Below are 18305 nucleotides of genomic sequence, written 5' to 3' on the forward strand. Positions count from 1 at the left end.
TACACCATGGCGCTCCTACCAAATTACAGTGGCTATACCTTAGAAGCAGGCATTGACGAGGCAGGTCGCGGCTGCCTGGCGGGTCCTGTGGTGGCGGCCGCTGTCATACTGCCACCCGACTATAGCCATACCTTACTGAACGACTCAAAGCAACTGAGCCATAAGCAAAGGCTGCAGCTACGGGTAGACATTGTGCGCGATGCCGTGGCCTGGGCCATAGGAGAGGCCAGCCAAACTGATATTGACCAGGTCAACATTTTACAGGCGACCTACCTGGCCATGCATCGAGCTGTAGCGGGACTAGGCCTGGAACCGGAGTACCTGATAGTGGACGGGAACAGATTTAAGGTATACGAAGGGCTGCGCCATACCTGTGTGGTAAAAGGAGACGGGAAATACCTGTCGATTGCGGCGGCTTCGGTACTGGCCAAAACGCACCGCGATGAGTTGATGTGTGCGCTTGCTCACGAATACAGCGCATATGGCTGGGAGCGTAACGCCGGATACCCCACCCGGGAACACCGCAATAGCATTGCGCAGTTCGGAACCACGCCATACCACCGCCAGTCTTTCAGGCTGCTGTCAGAAGAGCAGTTGTTGCTGTTCCCTGACAAAAAGGACTAATCCTTATTTAAGCTTTATGAGGTCGAGGAACAGAGTGAAATTATCAAGCGATGACTGGCTGTTCTCGAAGTTGTCGAAACTCATCGGCTTTACGATATAGCCGGCCACATTAAGTTTTTGCGCGGCCAGGCGGTCTGTCTCTTCGTTTGAGGTAGTCATGATGAATACCGGGATGTGGCTGAACTCCGGCTCATGGCGCAGTTCGGCCAGAAACTCCAGCCCGTTCATGCGTGGCATGTTGATGTCGAGCAGGATGACACTGGGTGCTGGGGAAATTTTGGGCACGCCGCTTCCGCGCAGCATATCGAGCGCCTCACGGCCATTACGGGCTACATGGGTTGGGTGCTTAATGCCTATTTTCTTAAGTTCACGTTCCACATTCATAATATCCAGGTAGTCATCTTCTACTAAAAGGATATTAACGTCTTTATTTATCATAGCACTTCTCGAAATTCAATAATCAAAACTAATATAATTATTTCAATTATTCCCGATTTTTAGGCCAGGTAAAACTGAATGTTGCCCCTTGACCGGGGCTGGAGACCACCCAAATATTGCCTCCGTGGTACTCTACGATCTTTTTCACGATGGCCAGACCCACCCCTGTACTTTCGATGGCGTCGCGCTCCTGCAGAGTCTGGAAGATCACGAAAATGCGTTCGTGGTACTGTGGCTCTATCCCTGGTCCATCGTCCGTCACCGAGAAGGTATAGAAGTTTTCCGCCTCCTGGCACGTAATATCGATGCGGCCGTCTTCGCGGTGGTGATATTTAATGGCATTTGTGACCAGGTTAAGGAAAATCTGATGCAGATGCACCCGCTGTGTATAAATGTGCGGCATGTCAGGCCCGATTTCGATGGTAAAGCCTTTCGGTGGCGTGGCCATGTCCGTCACCTCAACCAGCAGCTGCCGCACATCCACCATTTCCCGTGCGTAGCTGTTGCGATCCACGCGGGCGAGGGCCAGTATACCGTTGATCAGGTTCTCCATGCGGTGTACGCGCACTCGCATCATTAACAAATACTCCTTAATATTGTTAGGCAGGCTCTGGCCCATGTCTTCCTCCACCCAGCGCGAGGCCACTTCTATACCTCTCAACGGCGCCTTCAGGTCATGCGACACCACGTAGGCAAACTGGTCCAGCTCCTTGTTCTTTCGATCCAGTTCCGTAAACGTCTCGTCAATTGTGCCCGACATCCTGTTCAGGGAGTGAGACAACTGACTGAGTTCGTCTTGGGAGGTGTCCACAATTTGGGTCTGGTAGTCCCCCTTCGATATCTTCTCTGCCAGTACCACCATTTTCATGATGCGGTTAGAGATGATGCGGGTGATGTACCACGCCCAGCCAAGGCCCAGCAGTACCGACAGTACGGTAAGAACGATGGATACCTGCCTTGTAGTATTGATACTGGTGTTGAGGCGGTCATTTCTTTCTCCCCGCAAGGTATACTCATGGGAGTTGAACACGCGGAAGTCCGTTCGAATAGTGTCCATCAGTACTTTTTCGCCCAGCACAAGCGTATCGAGCTTCATGTCGAAGGCCCGGGAGGCGTATTCGAGCGTGTCGCCTCTCTTCATTTGGATAAGTGGCTCGGCATACTGCGTGATCCAGTCATTGTGCGTACTGATGATCTTGTCGAGCCTGTGTTGCTGGTTCTCGGAGGCGGTGTAGTTCCGCACGTCTTCCCGGAGCCTGGGAAGAATCCGTTTGGCTTCGTGGTAGGGTTCCAGGAACACTTCGTTGCCGTTGAGCAGAAAGCCCCGCAAGCTCGCTTCCATGTCGATGATGTTACGCTGCAGGGAGGCGGAGTTGCGGACCACGATCTGAGAGCGCGATACCCAGCGCATGTTCTCAATCACGTCCTCCGACAACCTGAAGTTTACGATGGCTACAATGGTGAAAAGCAGCGATATCAGGACAAACCCGATAAACACTTTGGTAGATAGCTTCATGGAATATTATCTGATATGCGCCAGACTAAGCTCTTGATAAGACAGACGACATCCTGCTAAGATAGTAAAAATGGTCCGAAGCAGACTAACATGCCCTGCAAAACCCGAAACGGCCGGCAGAAGAGGCAAATAGAGAGCAGGCACACTTGCCCGGTGTGCGAAGCGGTGATGAAATGTGAACGGCATTCCTTTTGGCTAAAAAAGTGTCGGGTTGGTGTACGCACTGTCCACCGCAAGGTTATGCACAAAAGCGTGTGGATAAAGGTCTGCGGGAAGCAGGAAGCGGTTAGGTTTCTAGGAAAATAGGGTTCAAACTATACATACCTTGTTCCTGTATAAAATTTAGGAAGCGGTTTAATTTTACTTAATTTTGGGCATCTACTTTATTAGCAGTCAAATCTGATATGGAACTGAAGAAAATAGCTTTGAATGATGTGCACGAGTCGCTGGGAGCGAAGATGGTGCCTTTTGCAGGATACAACATGCCGGTGCGTTACTCCTCCGACCTGGAAGAGCACAACACCGTGCGCAACGCGGTTGGTATATTCGACGTGTCGCACATGGGCGAATTTATGGTGAAAGGACCGCAAGCACTCGACCTGATCCAGCGCATCACCACCAACGACGCCTCTAAACTGACGCCAGGCAAGATTCAGTACTCCTGCTTCCCGAACGAGGAAGGCGGTATAGTAGACGACCTGCTGGTGTACTGCATGGCCGAGAACGAGTACATGCTGGTGGTGAACGCCTCCAACATCGACAAAGACTGGGCCTGGGCGAACAAGTACAATACCGAAGGCGCTGAGCTGGAAAATATTTCAGATGAAATGTCGCTATTTGCCGTGCAGGGACCGAAGACAGTAGAGGCGCTTCAGTCGCTCACTTCAGTAGACCTGGGCAGCATGGCCTACTATACCTTCGAGAAGGGCGAGTTTGCTGGTGTGCCTGATGTTATACTCTCGGCTACAGGCTATACCGGTGCGGGTGGCTTTGAGATCTACGTGAAGAACGAGGACGCCAAAAAGGTGTTCGACGCGATCATGGAAGCAGGTAAAGAACATGGCATCAAGCCGATCGGTTTGGGTGCCCGCGACACGCTGCGCCTCGAAATGGGCTTCTGCCTCTACGGCAACGACATCAACGACTCAACTTCTCCACTGGAGGCCGGCTTGGGCTGGATCACCAAGTTCGACAAGGAGTTTGTGAACGCCGAAAACCTGAAAGAGCAGAAAGTAGCGGGTGTGCAGCGCAAGCTGGTAGGTTTCGAGATGCTGGAGAAGGCTATACCTAGAGCGCACTACGAGATCGTGAACGCTGAAGGCGAGCAGATCGGCGAAGTAACCTCTGGCACCATGTCGCCTTCACTGGGCAAAGGCATCGGCCTGGGCTACGTGCAGACGGATTACAGCAAGCCCGGCACAGAAGTGTTCATCCGCGTGCGCAACAAAGACATGAAAGGCCAGATCGTAAAACCGCCGTTTGTGAAGAAGTAAATTAATTGTTGATTGCTGATTGTTAATTGTTGTTCACTTTACCGGACGATGCTAATGATCAACAATCAACAATTCAACAATCAACAATTTAATAAATGCCAAGTATAGATGTGTGCTACAGCCCGGAGCTGTTGCACTTGTATGAATTGGAGGGGAAGGCAGTGGTGGCTGTGGATATTCTGCGCGCTACCTCAACCATGGTGACGGCCTTTGCGCACGGCGCGACTGATATTATACCTGTTATGCAGTTGGAAGAGTGCCGTGCTCTTGCCGAGCAGGGCTGTCTGACCGCGGCCGAGCGTAACGGCATCAAGGCCGAGGGTTTCGATCTCGGAAACTCACCCTTTGCCTACATGAATGGCAAGGTGCAAGGCAGAACCGTGGCGATCACGACTACGAACGGCACCCGTGCCATCCGTTTGTCAGAGGCGGCCGAAGAGATTGTGGTAGGAGCATTTCTGAACCTGGAGGCTGTAGCCGAGCACCTGCGTGCGCTGCAACTGGATGTGCTGGTGGTATGCGCCGGCTGGAAAGGCAAGTTCAACCTCGAGGACACGCTTTATGCCGGAGCACTGGCCGAGCGTTTGCAGGGTGAATTTGAATTTGAGAACGACGCCACGCTGGCTTCGCTATACCTGTACCACGCCGCCAAAGACGACATGGTTACGTTCCTGCGGCAGTCCTCCCACGTTCGCCGACTCGAAAACCTCGAAATCCACAAAGACATTGAGTTCTGCCTCCAGCATGACACCTACAACGTGCTCCCGGTTTGGAAAGGCGACAGACTGGTAGATTTAAAGAGTTTGGGAGTTAGAGAGTTTGGGAATTAGAGAGTTGAGAGGTAACCTTTATTCGGGCTATACCTACGTTATCAAACAGCGAGCGCCAGTTTCTAAAACTGGCGCTCGCTGTTTTTATTTATCTGTGTAAATTCCTACACTTCTCACCTCCAAAAGGTCACTCTTAAACTCCTCAACTCTTCAATTCCCAAACTCATTTCAGTTTCTCATTCTGCTTATGCCGGTCACTGTCGCGGTTGGTTTTCTTTTCGAGGTTTTTGCGGAGGGCTTCGGTGAGGTCTATACCTGTCTGGTTGGCGATGCAGATGAGCACGAAGAGTACGTCGGCCAGCTCGTCGGATAGCTGCTTGCCCTCGTCGCTCTTCTTGAACGACTGCTCGCCATACTGCCGGGACATGATGCGGGCCACTTCGCCTACCTCTTCTGTGAGGATGGCCATGTTGGTGAGTTCGTTAAAATAGCGGACCCCGTTCTCTTTGATCCAGTTATCTACAATGGTTTGGGCTTCGGCGATGGTCATAGGTATAGGGCCTTTGGTTATTTGCCAAATTTAATGACAAAATCTACGTAAGGCACCCCGATGGCGATAGATTCCGCAATATCGCCGTTGTTGATAAACGCCAGATCGACGGTCAGGCGCTCGCCCATGAACCGCACGCCGTAGGAGATCAGTCCATAGTAGCCGTCGCTTGGCACGAGCCAGTTCTCCGAAACCAAGCCCACCCGACGGCTAATCCGCTTCATGCCGCTCAGGTTGAGCACTGGTCTTTTCGAGAACTCGTCGTCTACAAAGCCATAGCCCACACCCAGCGTCACGTTGTCGTCGGTGTTGCCGTAGGTCACAATGCCGTAGCCTATACCAAGCCCGGAGAAATCCTCCTCCAGCCCGATCACATTCATGTAAAGCAAGCCGCCGCCGGCCCGCCATTTGTCGTTGATCCCAAACGTAGCTTTAGGAGTGATGTAAAATGCTGGTGTGCCCGAAAAGGTAGAGATCAGCTCGAAGCCGCCGCCCATCGTGATGTTATCGGTGAGGCCGACGTTGAAGGAGTTGAGCAGCAGGTAGGTGTTTTGGTAGTAGGCTTCCCCTTTTTTGAGGCTGAAAGCAGAGGGAGAGAACAGGTAGCGGGTTGCGTTGGGGTTTTCGAACCAGTATTCGCCGTTACGCATGCGGCTGTCGTCTACTATTTTAGTGCTTTTGATCTGGGTATGCGGAATCAACACTTCGCCTGCGCTGTCAGTTTGCAAGCGTATGCCGCCGTCCGTTTGCCCCAAAAAAATACCTTGGATGACAGAGCCGTCGCGGGTTTCCACGATCCAGCGCTTGCCTACTACGCTTTGGGTGAGCGTGGTGTCGGTCTGCGCCTGGGCGCCCGTTGCTATACCTGTTAAGAAGAAGGCGCACAGCAGTAGCCGGCCAAGGAGTTGCGGCAGCCGTGCTGCCAGATAAGGTATGGCTTTCATAAAACCGTCCGGTAAGGTATAGCTGAATAGGGTAGAAATATATAGATAATTCTTTTTACTTTTCCAGCTAGCCTCCGAAATATTTCGGGCGGTTTACTCCTTGTTTTTGGAGTCAATGGTGATGGTAACCGGACCGTCGTTGAGGAGCGCCACTTTCATGTCGGCACCGAACTCACCGGTCTGTACGCGCTTGCCCAAAGCTTCCTCCAGCAAGGCGACAAAGCGCTCATACAAAGGTATAGCCAAAGCTGGCGGAGCCGCCTGAATGTAGGAGGGGCGGTTGCCCTTTTTGGTGAGAGCATGGAGCGTAAACTGGCTGATCACCAGCAGGTCGCCCTGCACATCCTGCACGCTCAGGTTCATCTTGTCTTCTGCATCGCTGAAAATACGGAGCTGCACCACTTTGCTGGCCATCCATTTCAGGTCCTCTTCGGTGTCGTCGTGGGTGAAGCCGGCAAGCAGCAGCAAGCCCAGGCCGATCTCGCCCTTTACCTGGTTATGGATGGTGACAGATGCCTGGGTGACGCGTTGGACAACGATGCGCATAAGGTATACCTTTGGTTCGGTTGCAAAGGTAGCGGTTCTGATTTATTTATACCCTGGCTGCAGACTGCTTAATCCACATAGCCCTCATACCGGATGCGGTTCACCTTGCCGTTTTTCAGGAAAAAGCGCAGCGATGTAGGGGCACCCTCCACCGAAGTGGCCACGATTTCGGAGTTGGTTTGCAGAATGCGCACATCGAAGTTCTTGAGCTTGGTCATCAGCTCGGGCTGGCTCATACCAACCTTCATGTTGTTGCGCAGCGCTATACCTCCGTTGCGGATGTCGGCCACCTGCAGCAGCAGCTCGCCTGTTTGCGTCGGGGCATACAGCTCGATCACCGACTCGCCAAAGCGGATGGTGTAGATCGTGTCCGTGATGGCCGGGCGGTGCATGTTCTCAATCGGGTCGGCATCGAGCGTGAAGTCCGTGTTGATGCGGGCAAAGTAGGCATCCAGCTTCTTGCTCTGGCGATAGTCTGACAGAAAGGGGTTGCCCAGGAAATCGAGTGATGACGGTGGAGCGCCTGGCTGGCGACGGGCCAGCAGCGTGTCAGATTCTACCAACGGCCGGCTGCGCTCCCGTGGCTCTTCTGTTTGTTCCTCGTGCGCTTCCTCCGGGTTACAGGCGCCAGCAGTGGTGCTGATCAGCAACAGCAGGACCAGCAGGCGTACAGAAAGGCTGTACCTGTATCGTAGGCTGAGGCTGATAAGATGTAACATGGTATCGGTTAAGAAGCGGGAAAGCAGATTATACTTTTCATACGAGAACAGGCGTTCTTAAAGTTTTGTTTAAGTGGAAATTTATTCTGTAGATTCTGCGCAGGATAAAGCATAATTTTGCGGCAAATATCTGCATTTATGTCATTACAACAAATAGCTTTAGTCACTTGCCAGAGCCTGGGCGATTATACCACCAACGCCGACAGCGAAGACGAGCGCCTGTACCGCTTTTTGGCCGAAAAAGGCCATCATATTTCTTTTCTGGTATGGGACGATGAGCAGGTGGACTGGACCGCATTCGACACCCTCATCATCAAGTCACCCTGGGATTACTTCGACAAAATCAGCGCCTTTTATACCTGGCTCAACAAGGTGGAGGCCCTGGGCTGCCGGGTGCTCAACCCTGTGAAAGTTCTGCGCTGGAACGCCGATAAGGTATACTTCCGGGACATGCAGACGCAAGGTGTTACGATCGTGCCTACCGTGTGGTTGGAGCAGGGCAGTACCTTCGACCCTGACAGCGTGTTTGAGGCGATCGGGCAGGAGAAGATCATCGTGAAGCCACGCGTGAGCGGCGCAGCCAAGAATACCCTGGCCATCAGCCGAGCCGAGGCAGACAGCTTTACAGAACGCATCAATGCCCTGCTGCAGGAAGAGCCCTTTCTGGCGCAGCCTTTCCTCGAGGAGATCAAAACGCAGGGCGAGTGGTCCTTTATTTTCTTTAACGGCAGGTATAGCCATGCGGTGCTCAAAAAAGCCAAGTCCGGCGATTTCCGGGTACAGCACTTTTTCGGTGGCAGCGTGCATACACCCACACCTCCTGCCGGCATGCTGCACACCGCTACCTCGATTGTAGATCAGTTCGCACAAGGCTGCCTGTATGCCCGCGTGGATGGCGTAGAACTGAACGGCGAACTGGTGCTGATGGAACTCGAACTGATCGAGCCCTTCCTGTTTCTGAGCACGAGCGAGGGCGCCCTGGACCGCTACTACGAGGCACTGCTGGAATTGACGGAACAACCTGCTGCCAGGGTATAGGCTATACCTTGCCCTGAAACACGAGGACTGGCATCGGCGCGTGCAGCACCATCTTTTTGGCCAGACTGGGGTTGAAGAGCGAGTCAAAAGTGCCGCGCTCCTGGGTGGTTAGGGCCAGCAGGTCGATGTTTTCACTGCGGGCAAAGTCCTGCAGGGCTTCCGCTACGTCGCTGCCCTCGAGCAGGGCGTAGCGAATGTCGTTTTCGGGTGCGCCGTGCTGGAGGTTCTGCTGCAGCTCGAGCAGCTTTCCCCGGTCTTCTTCCGGATCGTCCGAAATATGCACGCAGTAGATCATGGGCTTGAGGTGGCCGAACAATTGCCGGATACGGTCGATATCGGCCACGTCCGTTTTGCCGAAGTCGGTGGCGTAGAGGATGCGGCCAGGTATAGCGCCGTCAGACTGGTTGGGCACCGTCAGCACCGGCACGCGCGTCTCTTCGATCACCTTTGTAGACACAGTGCCGAACACGGACCGCCCGATGCTCCACTCGCCTTTGGTGTTCATGATGACCAGTGCGGGACGGAAGCGCTCCGCCTGATCGGGTATTTCCTCCTCGGGTTGGCCGTGGGTAAAAGACCGCTCGATGTGCAGGCTGCTGCCCATGCTGCGGGCCTTGTGCCGTAGCTCGTCATATAGTTCCTCGAGTTGCGCCAGCGCCTCGGTTTCGTTTCGGTGCAGTACGCGCTCTGCCAGTTGCTCGGAAGGAGTTAGGTTGGCCGAACTGGCCGGTATGGCATCCGCCAGGTAGTCCTGAAAGCAGTGGAGGAGCAGTAACTTGGCTCCGGGAACACCGGCCGCAAGCTGCAGCGCATAATGGCTGGCCCTGGTGGAGCCTTCCGAGAAATCTACAGGTACAAGTATCCGAAACATGTCGTGGAGTTTTGGGTTGGCCCCTTTATACGCATTCAGGCGCTTGCAGGTATGGCTTCTGGCCGCCAGTAGGTGTAGAATCAGGATTTTTTCGACTTGAATTGGGACACAAGCACTATACTCGGGCGATTTCTAATTTTTTCGGTTAATTTGTAGCCTCATACACTCCACTATGCCGAAACGCATTGTCTTTTTCTTCATCGCATTTGTGGCGCTGGCCTCCCTGGCCTATTATGGCTTCAGCAGGTGGCAGGGCGCACGGCAAAAGGTGGACCTCTGGACGCTAGTGCCCGAAACGGCAGCCTTTGTGGTGGAAACCAATAACCATAGCGATTTGAAAAAGCACCTGCAGGAAACCGCCCTGTGGGAGAGCTTTTCGGTGCTTCCGGTGGTGCAGCGCTTTCAGGAGAACATGGCCCTGCTCGACAGCGTGGCGCCCGGCAATCAGCGCCTCGAGCGGTTCCTGGACAAAAAGCACATCCTCACGTCTGTGCATGTGCTCGGCAAAACCGATGTGGAATTTGTGTACTACATCCCGGTGGCATCAGTGGGCGAGCACCGTTTCCTGCGAACGCTCAGCGAGAATATCGCCAAAGACCCGATTTTTAAAGAGGAGATCCGTGAGTACCAGGGCGTGTTCCTGACCGAAATTACCAACACACAGTTGGGCAACACCTTCACCTATTTCTCATATCACAACAACATTATTCTGAGCGCCTCGCCCGTGCTGGTGGAGGAGATTGTGCGCCGGATTAGCCGCGGCAACCTCAGCTCCATCGCCGCTGAATACAAAAAGGTGAACTACCTGAGTCAGGCTGATGTGTATGCCAACGTGTTTGTGAACTACCGCGCGCTGCCCGACCTGTTTGGCCTTTTTGTGCAGGAGGATCTGATGCCGCAGGTGCGCTACCTGAGCAGCTTTTGCCGCAATGCCATGTTGGAGCTCAAGCTAGACGAGAACAAGGTTTTTCTGAACGGTTTCTCGAATCCCGAAACACTGAATGGCTCGTTCCAGGCGCAACTGCAACCCGCCAAACCTCGCCCGCTCGACATTAAACTGCTGCTGCCAACGCGAACCGCCATCCTGATGCACTTTGGGGTAGGAGAGGTGGCCCGCCTGCGCGACGGTAAGGGTGTGAATGATGCCTATACTACCGCCATTGACAGCCTGTCGCGCTCTTTCAGCCAGGAGATTGCGCTGGCTTATATGGAGTCGTACAACATGAACACGAGCCCCGACAAAATGGTGATTGCCCGCATGGAAAGCAGTGGCAAGACCGGAGCCCGTTTGCAGGCCCTGGCGGAGCAGGTTAGTAAGGCGCAGAACGAAAAGATCTACACCGAAAAATACGGCAACTATACCTTGCGTCTGCTGGACCTGGAGGAACTGCCCGCCCGCTTGTTTGGCAGTCTGTTCGCTGGGTTTGAGCAGAGCTACGTGCTGCAGCTCGACAATTACATGATCTTCTCGCCGGACATAGCCAGCCTGCGCGCCCTTATTGACGACATCAATGCGGGCGAGGTATGGGGGCGCTCTGTAGCGCAGAAAGCTTTTCTGGAGGAAACTCTGCAGGAGGGCAACTTCAGCCTATACCTGAACACCGTGAACGCCTGGTATATCCTGAACCGCTACGTGCAAGAGGAAAACCGCGAGGACCTGCTGCAGAACTCCAGCCTGATCAGAAGGTTTAATCAGGTCAGTGTGCAGTTTGCCCATGCCGAAAACCAGTACTATACCAGCGTGCTGTTCCGAAGGCAGGAGCGCCGTACCGACGGCCAGCAGGAAGGATATGAAGAAGAGCTGACCGTTCCGTTTGCCAGCCGCCTTCTATCGCCGCCTTACCCGATCCAGAACGCCATCGACCGCAGCCGTGAGGTAGTGGTGCAGGACTCGGCGCTGGTGCTGCACAACATCACCTCCACCGGCAGCCGCGGCTGGACCGACTCTTTGCAGGCACAGCTAAGGGGCAGCGTGCAGCACATAGAGCTCGGCAGCGAGAAACGGTTAAGGTATGTGTTTGCCACAGGCAGCCGCATTCATGCCATCGACCATCTGGGGCGTAGCCTGGAGCATTTTCCGTTTAACGTGGGCGATACCCTGCGTCTGCAGCGCCTGGCCGTGTTTGACTTCGCAAAAAACCGCGACTATCGCTTTCTGGTAGATGACGCCCTGGGCAACCTGTACATGTTCGACACGCGTGGCAACGCTATACCTGGCTGGCAACCCCGCCGCATGGACTACCGCCTCGCCGCCACGCCACAGCACGTGCGGGTGGGCGGTCGCGACGTGATCCTGGTGCTGCTCGAAAACGGGTACGTATACGCTCTCAACACCGAAGGCGAAGCCTATCCGGGATTCCCGTTCAGTTTGCGGGTGCCCATTACCTCCGAAGGCGTTATCCGGGCAGGCGCCGACCTGCGCCGCTCTGTGGTAACCGTGGTGACGCGCTATGGCGAGGTGGTGGAGTTTAACCTGCAGGGCAAGGTGACAAACCGGGAGCAACTGCCGCGGCCAAGCAAAAGTGCCATGTTCGACCTCGTGCCCGATGCCGGCGGCCGCTCCTTCATCATTGTGCGGCAGGACCAGGGCAAAGTGGCCGCCTTCGACCAGGACCTGAAAGAGTTGTTTGAGAAGCGCTATGTGACTTCAACGCCTAAAATTGTGCAGTACTTTAACTTCGGGGGCGGCAACCAGGTATACGCTATCACCGAAACCGGCCCGCAAAAGACCTACCTCTATGGTCCGGACGCTCGGTTGATAGGCGGCAGATCGCTGGAAAGCAACCAGGCCGTGAGCATTCACTACAACGAGGTGGGCAACAACTACTCCGTCTACAAAGTGTTCCGCAACCAACTGCAGAAGCTAAACTTCAAGCTGCCGAATTAGAAGCTTGATGTTCTTTATAGCTAATGCTATCAGCTACGATTCATCTTTATTTTGTCATCCTGTAAGGATCCTGGTAGTAAGTTATAAGGCTGTACTTCAGGGATCAGCTTTAAGAAAGCTGAGGTATGGATTTTCACTCTTTATCAAACCATCTTCTTTTCACTACTCCAACACTTCATCCTTCTCTCCATAGATGGCGTGCTGATAATAGGTATAGCGTTCATAGTAGAGCAGCTTGTAGCAGGAGTAGCGGCCTGCAAAAGTTTCAGGTTTGCCTCTGTTTTCTCTGTGCTGTTCAAGTCTGTGCACTAGGTCATTTGTCATCCCGGCATACAGCATCGTTTTGCTGGGGTTGGTCGTGATGTAGACAAAGTAATTGTGGCTTTTCATAGCTAGTGCTTAACCTCCCTTCTACCAAGTTTCTTTCAGAATGACAAAACGGTCTTTTGTCCGCTTACTCAAAAGCTCTTAAACCACCCTTTCTTATAAAACAGGTATAGCTGCACCAGCACCAGGGTCGTCATCAGCACCATCAGGATTGGATAGCTGTAGGGCAGGTATAGCTCCGGCATGCTGAGTCGGAAGACCTCGCCTGTTTCAGGATCTGTGCGCGAGAAATTCATGCCGTACACTCCAGCGATAAAGCTCAGCGGGATGAAGATACTCGAGATGATCGTCAACACTTTCATGATCTCGTTCATGCGGTTGCTCACCGTGGACATGTATAACTCTACGAGGCTCGTCGACATTTCCTTGTGGCTGTCGATCAGGTCGATAAGCTGGATGGTATGGTCGTAGGCGTCGCGGAAGTATACTTTCAGTTTGTCAGGTATAATATTGGCCTCCATGCGGAGCAATTCGTTCATTTTGTCGCGTTCGGGCCAGGCGATGCGTCGCAGCTTGATCAGCTCGTTTTTGAGGTCCAGTATCTCCCGCAGGGTCTGCTTTGTCGGATTGTCCAGGATCTTCTGCTCCAGTTCCTCGATGTAGGTGCCAATGGCCGCCATCACCGGGAAATAGTAGTCGAGCACCACATCCAGGATGGCGTATACCATGTACATGGGCGGGCGCTGTCGGATGATGCCTTTTCCAATCCGGATACGCTCACGGAGCGGGTCGAGGCAGTCTTCGTAATCGCTCTGCAGGGTGAGCACGTAGTTGGGGCCCGAGAAAATCGAAAGCTGCACATCATCCAGGGTATGCTGCTCCTGTGACCAGCGCATCATGCGGGTGATGATGAAGAGCCGTTCATCGAATTCGTCTACCTTCGGGCGCTGATAATCGTTGATCACGTCCTCCATCTGCAGCGAGTGTATGTCGAAATCCTGCTTAATCAACTCGAGCATGGTCAGGTCAGCGTATCCCCGGATGTCGATCCAGTGTGTGGCATTGGGCTGCGCTTTCACCTGCTTGATTAATTCAGCATACGAATCCAGTTCCTGCTCTTTGAACATTTGCTCGTTGAAAGACATCAGAAAGTAGCGCGGGGCATGTGCCTCGAAAGGGATAAAGAGGGAGCCCGGGCTGATGCCGATCTTACGGTCAAGTATTTTATGTCGGGTGCGGGTTCGTTTCTTTTTAGCCATGGTGTTGCCGTGGGTGTGTTGCAGCTTTACAAGGTAATGAAAATTTAGTTTTTGACTGATGCGTGGGAGAGGTATGGCGGGAGCGTCCTTGCTTGTATCTGCTGTGGTGAGGCTGCCGGCCCCGTTGTAGTTACTTCTGCTCTCGCTCGCGTCCCGCGAGTGTGAGCTATCGGGCGGACTCTGGCCGCTGATGCAAAGTAGCGGTATACCTAGCGTAGCTCCTGTCTTGCTATACCTTAAGCTGAGCTGTTTCATTGCTTCGCCTGTGCGGCGGGCACCTACTTTTTTCCTTGATGAAAAAATCGAGGGCCCCTACCCCCAGTAGGCAAAAAAATCAAGACCCTCCAAACTCGCTGACCGCTCAAACAGTGGAGTGTCGAAAAGTGCACCTAGCACAGCTATCTGTTTCATTGCAAGCGTGCAAATTAGTCTTGCTATACCTGCCAGTGGTATTTGTGGCATTGGCTACAAGGCTTATACCTTAGGTATAGCTGATACAGAAACTCCCCCTTCGAAGGGGGCAGGGGGATGACAATCGTGCACAAGACAAAAACCACGAAGCTATACCTGTAGATCAGTAACTACCTGATTCCCCTCTCGGGAGGGGCAGGGGTGGGTATAATCGTGCACGAGAATCCTGAAAATCCGTGGGGGTAGGGGCCCTATGTATAGATTCAGATAACCACAACCCCCTCAATCCCCTCTAGCTTACCTGTTACTTCCTCCTCCAGCTTTTTCCTAACCTCCAGTGTCATGCGGCAGTCGAGTTCGAATTGCTGGTCTTTTACGCCGAGCTCGAACTCTTTTACCAGGCTCATCACGTCGTTCATTTGGGGGTAGGCGAAGTGCACTTGCAGCAAGGCAGTTTCGTGCTTTTCGACGATGATAGCGTTGGCGAGGGCCTCGGCAGTAGAGGTTTTATAGGCGTTGATCAGGCCGCTGACGCCGAGCTTGGTGCCACCAAAATAGCGTACGACCACCACCAACACATTGCTCAGCTCAAAGGAACGTATCTGGCCCAGGATGGGGTCGCCGGCAGAATGGTTGGGCTCGCCGTCGTCGTTGGCGCGGTAGCGGCTTTTGTCGGCGCCCAAAATGTAAGCATAGCAATGGTGGCGAGCGTCGTAATACTGCTTGCGTAGGTCGGCTAAAATCTCTTTCACATCGTCCTCCGTGTAAACCGGGTAGGCCAGGGCAATGAACTTACTGCCTTTCTCTTTGTAGAGGCCCTCAGCGGGCGATTCGACGGTGCGGTAGGTATCTTCCATAAACTAAAACAGCTTGGCAGCTTTCGCCTGAAACATAAGTTATACCTGAGCAGCAACTGTTATGTCACGTCCGGAAAAACGGTCCTGCTTCGTTGTTTGTAAAGGGTAGCAGTGACCTGAGACATTGTGCTTCGTGGAACCGGAAAAGCCTGCAACTGAACACAAGCGGAGCAACCTGTGACAAATGGAGAATCAGGTATAGCATAGGTGTAAAAGCCACATAGCCTGCTTTGCAAATGTAACAGATACAGGCGCAAGGGCAAAGCCGGGGCGCAGGTATAGGCACATTAACCGAAATTGTTTTAATTTGTAGAATCACTAAATTCTGCCTTTTGTCTGCCACACCCTACCTGATCCATTTTACCGAAACCGGCAACCAGGAACTAGGCTTCATCGCCTCCACGCAACTGGCCCGGAACATCCCTTTTGAAATCAAGCGGGTATTCTGGACTTATGGCACCCCGGCTGGTGTGCTGCGGGGACAACATGCCAACAAAGCCACAGAAGAGGTGCTGGTAGCCGCAATCGGGCGTATAACGGTGGAGACGGATGATGGAAAGAACAAGCAAACTTTCGTGCTCGACAACCCGGCTACCGGGCTATACCTGCCCGCCATGTGCTGGACCGATCTGCACTTTGCCCCCGGCACAGTGGCCGTCTGTCTGACTTCCACTGATTTCGAAGAAGCCGACTACATCCGCGACTACGCCACCTTCAGGCAGTTGGCTTCGCACCTGGCCCTGTAAATTATACCAATGCCATTTATTCAGGTTCCATACTTCTCTTTCCGCGACTTCCCTGTAGGTATAGACTGTCAGGTGGAGGAGGCAGTACTGCGTGCTGTGCGCGGGCAGCAGTATATTATAGGGGAGGAGGTAAGTGTTTTTGAGAGCGAATTTGCCGCCTATGTGCAGGCAGATACGGCTATTGGCGTGGGCAATGGTTACGATGCCTTGGTCGTGGCGCTGAAAGCTGCAGGTATAGGAGCAGGTGATGAGGTGATTGTGCCGGCCAATACTTTTATCGCGACAGTGAACGCCGTGGTGCAGGTGGGCGCTATACCTGTGCTGGCCGAACCCGACCGCCATACCTGCAACCTGACCGCTGCCGAGGCCGCTCGGCGTATCACACCCCGTACCAAAGCCATTATACCCGTGCACCTCTACGGACAGGCTTGCGAGATGACTGGTTTCCTGAGGTTAGCCGAGCAACACGACCTGACGATTGTTGAAGACTTCGCACAGGCGCAGGGTGCCAGGTATAAGGGCCGCCCGGTGGGTAGCTTTGGTCGTATCAGCGCCACCAGTTTTTACCCGACCAAAAACCTGGGCGCGCTTGGCGATGGCGGTGCTGTCGTGACATCGGACCCAGCGTTGGCTGCCTATACAAAAATGTACCATAACTATGGCCAGCAGCAAAAGTACTACAACCAACTAATAGGCATCAACTCCCGCCTCGACACCTTGCAAGCAGCCGCACTGCGCATCAAACTGCAGCACCTCGACGCACTCAACAACGAGCGCCAGCGACTGGCACAGGTATACCTGCGCGCGCTGCAAGGTATAGGCGACCTCGTGCTGCCAATTACAGCGCCGGACTGTACGCACGTTTACCATATTTTCAACATCCGCACAAAGCAACGCAATGCCCTGCAGCTATACCTGTCGGAGCAAGGTATACAAACGGCCATCCACTATCCGGTGCCAGTGCATTTGCAGGAAGCCTATACCTGGCTAGGACATAAAAGAGGGAGCTTTCCGGTAGCAGAAGAGCTGGCCGAAACGAGCCTGAGTCTGCCGCTTTATCCGGGTATGACCGAGACCGAACAGAAGGCCGTATTAGCAGCCATTCACACTTTTTTCGAGCGCCATGGATAGTGTCACGCAGCCTTTGGTGTCGGTGATCTGCCTTTGCTACAACCATGAGCGCTTTATTGCCGAGGCTTTGGATTCGGTGCTGGCCCAGACTTATCCCAATCTGGAAATCATCATCATGGACGACTGCAGCACCGACAACAGCGTGGCCATCATCCGGGAATACCTTCAGAAATATCCGCAGCTCACCTTCCTGAGCACGGGCACCAACCAGGGTAACACCAAAGCGTTCAATACGGCCTGGCGGGCTTCCAAAGGCGCTTACATCATCGACTTTGCCACGGACGACGTGCTGCTGCCTGAGCGGGTGGCGCAGCAGGTGGCGGCCTTCGAAAGACTGGACGAAACCTACGGCGTCGTCTATTCGGATGCGGAGTACATCAACGATGAAGGGCGGCACGTTCGTTTTCACTGCCAGCGCAACCGGGCGGGCGAGGTGATTTCCTTTGCGCCTTCCGGCGATATATTTCACCACTTGCTCGGGCGCTACTTTATCTGTCCGCCTACCATGATGATGAAGCGGCGGGTATTTGAGGACCTGCAGGGATACGACGAAACGCTGGCCTACGAAGACTTCGATTTCTGGCTGCGCTCCGCCCGCCGATATAAGTATTTTTTTCTGGATGCCATCACCACCAAGCGCCGCCTGCATGCCAGTTCGCTTTCGCATCAACTGTATAAGCCGGGCGACAAACAGCTCTCCTCTACGGTGGTGGTTTGCGAAAAAGCAGCGAAACTGGTGCAAACTGCCGAAGAGCGCAGCGCCCTGACCCGCCGCCTTCAGTACGAGGCCCGGCACGCCTATCTTACCGGCCACTACCAGCAAGCCGAGCAGTTTCTGAACCTGCTGCGACAGCACGCCGGACTTGGACCCGTATACCAGACCCTTCACTTTCTCAACAAACTGAAAGTAGATCTGCGCTTCCTTAGAGTGCTGTATCAGAAGCTTTTATCTCGCTGAAATTGCACTCTTTCAGGGACTTACTACACATTGCAGGTAAAGGTGTAAACAGTTTTCCGTTTCTGCGTAAGTAGTGGGTATTCCGGGTTTGTTTTATGGGTTGCGCTCTTTCCAGAATGTGCAGGTTGAGGTTTAAACACACAGCTGAACCCGAACTCCTTTTTTAACAGATAGTTAACTTAATGTTACGCTGCGGACAACTATTTTAGTATAAATACCT

At 53.5% G+C, this 18305-nt stretch carries 18 protein-coding genes; 8 read left to right on the forward strand and 10 right to left on the reverse strand.

The features are described from left to right. Positions 1-6 precede the first annotated feature (6 nt). Positions 7-624: a ribonuclease HII gene (locus B0B12_RS13670; protein WP_076669640.1), complete on the forward strand. Its 618-nt coding sequence runs from the start codon at positions 7-9 to the stop codon at positions 622-624. A 3-nt stretch (positions 625-627) separates the two neighbouring features. On the opposite strand, the gene B0B12_RS13675 is transcribed toward B0B12_RS13670, so the two are convergent. Together B0B12_RS13675 and B0B12_RS13680 are read right to left on the reverse strand one after the other, a co-directional pair. Next, positions 628-1062: a response regulator gene (locus tag B0B12_RS13675; protein ID WP_076669641.1), complete on the reverse strand. Its 435-nt coding sequence runs from the start codon at positions 1060-1062 to the stop codon at positions 628-630. Positions 1063-1108: 46 nt separating this feature from the next. Further along, positions 1109-2578 carry a sensor histidine kinase gene (locus tag B0B12_RS13680; protein WP_076669642.1) on the reverse strand — a complete coding sequence of 490 codons (1470 nt, stop codon included), beginning with the start codon at positions 2576-2578 and terminating at the stop codon, positions 1109-1111. Between the two features lie 404 nt (positions 2579-2982). Here B0B12_RS13680 and gcvT point away from each other — a divergent pair, with 404 nt between their 5' ends. Then, positions 2983-4071, forward strand: a complete 1089-nt coding sequence (gene gcvT, locus B0B12_RS13685) for a glycine cleavage system aminomethyltransferase GcvT (protein ID WP_076669643.1) — start codon at positions 2983-2985, stop codon at positions 4069-4071. Positions 4072-4166: 95 nt separating this feature from the next. Continuing rightward, positions 4167-4901 (forward strand): 2-phosphosulfolactate phosphatase, encoded by a 735-nt coding sequence (locus tag B0B12_RS13690; RefSeq protein WP_076669645.1) that lies wholly within the window; start codon positions 4167-4169, stop codon positions 4899-4901. 163 nt (positions 4902-5064) lie between these two features. Here the strand turns inward: B0B12_RS13690 and B0B12_RS13695 are convergent, their stop codons facing one another. From B0B12_RS13695 to B0B12_RS13710, 4 genes are all read right to left on the reverse strand, one after another. Beyond that, positions 5065-5391 carry a nucleotide pyrophosphohydrolase gene (locus tag B0B12_RS13695; RefSeq protein ID WP_076669647.1) on the reverse strand — a complete coding sequence of 109 codons (327 nt, stop codon included), beginning with the start codon at positions 5389-5391 and terminating at the stop codon, positions 5065-5067. Between the two features lie 17 nt (positions 5392-5408). Continuing rightward, on the reverse strand, positions 5409-6335 hold the full coding sequence (locus tag B0B12_RS13700; protein ID WP_076669648.1) for a hypothetical protein: 927 nt from the start codon (positions 6333-6335) through the stop codon (positions 5409-5411). Positions 6336-6428: 93 nt separating this feature from the next. After that, the gene (gene dtd / locus B0B12_RS13705) at positions 6429-6881 is read right to left on the reverse strand and encodes a D-aminoacyl-tRNA deacylase (protein ID WP_076669650.1); all 453 of its coding nucleotides are present in this window, start codon (positions 6879-6881) and stop codon (positions 6429-6431) included. Positions 6882-6949: 68 nt separating this feature from the next. Next, complete coding sequence (locus B0B12_RS13710) at positions 6950-7600, reverse strand: hypothetical protein (protein ID WP_076669652.1); 651 nt, start codon at positions 7598-7600, stop codon at positions 6950-6952. A 138-nt stretch (positions 7601-7738) separates the two neighbouring features. Here B0B12_RS13710 and B0B12_RS13715 point away from each other — a divergent pair, with 138 nt between their 5' ends. Next, positions 7739-8638 carry an ATP-grasp domain-containing protein gene (locus tag B0B12_RS13715; protein WP_076669653.1) on the forward strand — a complete coding sequence of 300 codons (900 nt, stop codon included), beginning with the start codon at positions 7739-7741 and terminating at the stop codon, positions 8636-8638. Between the two features lies 1 nt (position 8639). On the opposite strand, the gene B0B12_RS13720 is transcribed toward B0B12_RS13715, so the two are convergent. Further along, complete coding sequence (locus B0B12_RS13720) at positions 8640-9509, reverse strand: universal stress protein (protein ID WP_076669654.1); 870 nt, start codon at positions 9507-9509, stop codon at positions 8640-8642. A gap of 172 nt (positions 9510-9681) precedes the next feature. Between B0B12_RS13720 and B0B12_RS13725 the strand changes: the two genes are divergently transcribed. After that, positions 9682-12396: a hypothetical protein gene (locus B0B12_RS13725; RefSeq protein WP_076669655.1), complete on the forward strand. Its 2715-nt coding sequence runs from the start codon at positions 9682-9684 to the stop codon at positions 12394-12396. Between the two features lie 162 nt (positions 12397-12558). On the opposite strand, the gene B0B12_RS13730 is transcribed toward B0B12_RS13725, so the two are convergent. The 3 genes from B0B12_RS13730 to B0B12_RS13740 all read right to left on the reverse strand — a co-directional run bounded on the left by B0B12_RS13730 (position 12559) and on the right by B0B12_RS13740 (position 15250). Then, complete coding sequence (locus tag B0B12_RS13730) at positions 12559-12786, reverse strand: GIY-YIG nuclease family protein (RefSeq protein WP_170871867.1); 228 nt, start codon at positions 12784-12786, stop codon at positions 12559-12561. A 68-nt stretch (positions 12787-12854) separates the two neighbouring features. Then, complete coding sequence (gene corA, locus B0B12_RS13735) at positions 12855-14237, reverse strand: magnesium/cobalt transporter CorA (RefSeq protein ID WP_244554709.1); 1383 nt, start codon at positions 14235-14237, stop codon at positions 12855-12857. A 419-nt stretch (positions 14238-14656) separates the two neighbouring features. Continuing rightward, positions 14657-15250: an IMPACT family protein gene (locus B0B12_RS13740; RefSeq protein ID WP_076669658.1), complete on the reverse strand. Its 594-nt coding sequence runs from the start codon at positions 15248-15250 to the stop codon at positions 14657-14659. Positions 15251-15582: 332 nt separating this feature from the next. Between B0B12_RS13740 and B0B12_RS13745 the strand changes: the two genes are divergently transcribed. The 3 genes from B0B12_RS13745 to B0B12_RS13755 are packed head-to-tail and all read left to right on the forward strand — an operon-like array spanning position 15583 to position 18085. Next, entirely contained in the window at positions 15583-15996 is a 414-nt protein-coding gene (locus B0B12_RS13745; protein ID WP_076669660.1) for a sugar 3,4-ketoisomerase, read from the forward strand. Between the two features lie 9 nt (positions 15997-16005). Next, positions 16006-17127, forward strand: a complete 1122-nt coding sequence (locus tag B0B12_RS13750; protein WP_083704211.1) for a DegT/DnrJ/EryC1/StrS family aminotransferase — start codon at positions 16006-16008, stop codon at positions 17125-17127. Continuing rightward, complete coding sequence (locus B0B12_RS13755) at positions 17120-18085, forward strand: glycosyltransferase (protein WP_076669661.1); 966 nt, start codon at positions 17120-17122, stop codon at positions 18083-18085. Before B0B12_RS13750 ends, B0B12_RS13755 begins: the two co-directional genes overlap by 8 nt. Positions 18086-18305: the final 220 nt, after the last annotated feature.

This window comes from Pontibacter indicus, assembly GCF_900156345.1.
GTDB lineage: Bacteria > Bacteroidota > Bacteroidia > Cytophagales > Hymenobacteraceae > Pontibacter > Pontibacter indicus.

What these genes read in the sequence shown, in the direction of transcription:
- B0B12_RS13675 (WP_076669641.1), bottom strand. Translation starts at nt 1,062, where the DNA reads ATGATAAATAAAGACGTTAATATCCTTTTAGTAGAAGATGACTACCTG.
- B0B12_RS13715 (WP_076669653.1), top strand. Translation starts at nt 7,739, where the DNA reads ATGTCATTACAACAAATAGCTTTAGTCACTTGCCAGAGCCTGGGCGAT.
- B0B12_RS13710 (WP_076669652.1), bottom strand. Translation starts at nt 7,600, where the DNA reads ATGTTACATCTTATCAGCCTCAGCCTACGATACAGGTACAGCCTTTCT.
- B0B12_RS13690 (WP_076669645.1), top strand. Translation starts at nt 4,167, where the DNA reads ATGCCAAGTATAGATGTGTGCTACAGCCCGGAGCTGTTGCACTTGTAT.
- B0B12_RS13740 (WP_076669658.1), bottom strand. Translation starts at nt 15,250, where the DNA reads ATGGAAGATACCTACCGCACCGTCGAATCGCCCGCTGAGGGCCTCTAC.
- gcvT (WP_076669643.1), top strand. Translation starts at nt 2,983, where the DNA reads ATGGAACTGAAGAAAATAGCTTTGAATGATGTGCACGAGTCGCTGGGA.
- corA (WP_244554709.1), bottom strand. Translation starts at nt 14,237, where the DNA reads ATGAAACAGCTCAGCTTAAGGTATAGCAAGACAGGAGCTACGCTAGGT.
- B0B12_RS13730 (WP_170871867.1), bottom strand. Translation starts at nt 12,786, where the DNA reads ATGAAAAGCCACAATTACTTTGTCTACATCACGACCAACCCCAGCAAA.
- B0B12_RS13725 (WP_076669655.1), top strand. Translation starts at nt 9,682, where the DNA reads ATGCCGAAACGCATTGTCTTTTTCTTCATCGCATTTGTGGCGCTGGCC.
- B0B12_RS13680 (WP_076669642.1), bottom strand. Translation starts at nt 2,578, where the DNA reads ATGAAGCTATCTACCAAAGTGTTTATCGGGTTTGTCCTGATATCGCTG.
- B0B12_RS13720 (WP_076669654.1), bottom strand. Translation starts at nt 9,509, where the DNA reads ATGTTTCGGATACTTGTACCTGTAGATTTCTCGGAAGGCTCCACCAGG.
- B0B12_RS13750 (WP_083704211.1), top strand. Translation starts at nt 16,006, where the DNA reads ATGCCATTTATTCAGGTTCCATACTTCTCTTTCCGCGACTTCCCTGTA.
- dtd (WP_076669650.1), bottom strand. Translation starts at nt 6,881, where the DNA reads ATGCGCATCGTTGTCCAACGCGTCACCCAGGCATCTGTCACCATCCAT.
- B0B12_RS13700 (WP_076669648.1), bottom strand. Translation starts at nt 6,335, where the DNA reads ATGAAAGCCATACCTTATCTGGCAGCACGGCTGCCGCAACTCCTTGGC.
- B0B12_RS13695 (WP_076669647.1), bottom strand. Translation starts at nt 5,391, where the DNA reads ATGACCATCGCCGAAGCCCAAACCATTGTAGATAACTGGATCAAAGAG.
- B0B12_RS13670 (WP_076669640.1), top strand. Translation starts at nt 7, where the DNA reads ATGGCGCTCCTACCAAATTACAGTGGCTATACCTTAGAAGCAGGCATT.
- B0B12_RS13755 (WP_076669661.1), top strand. Translation starts at nt 17,120, where the DNA reads ATGGATAGTGTCACGCAGCCTTTGGTGTCGGTGATCTGCCTTTGCTAC.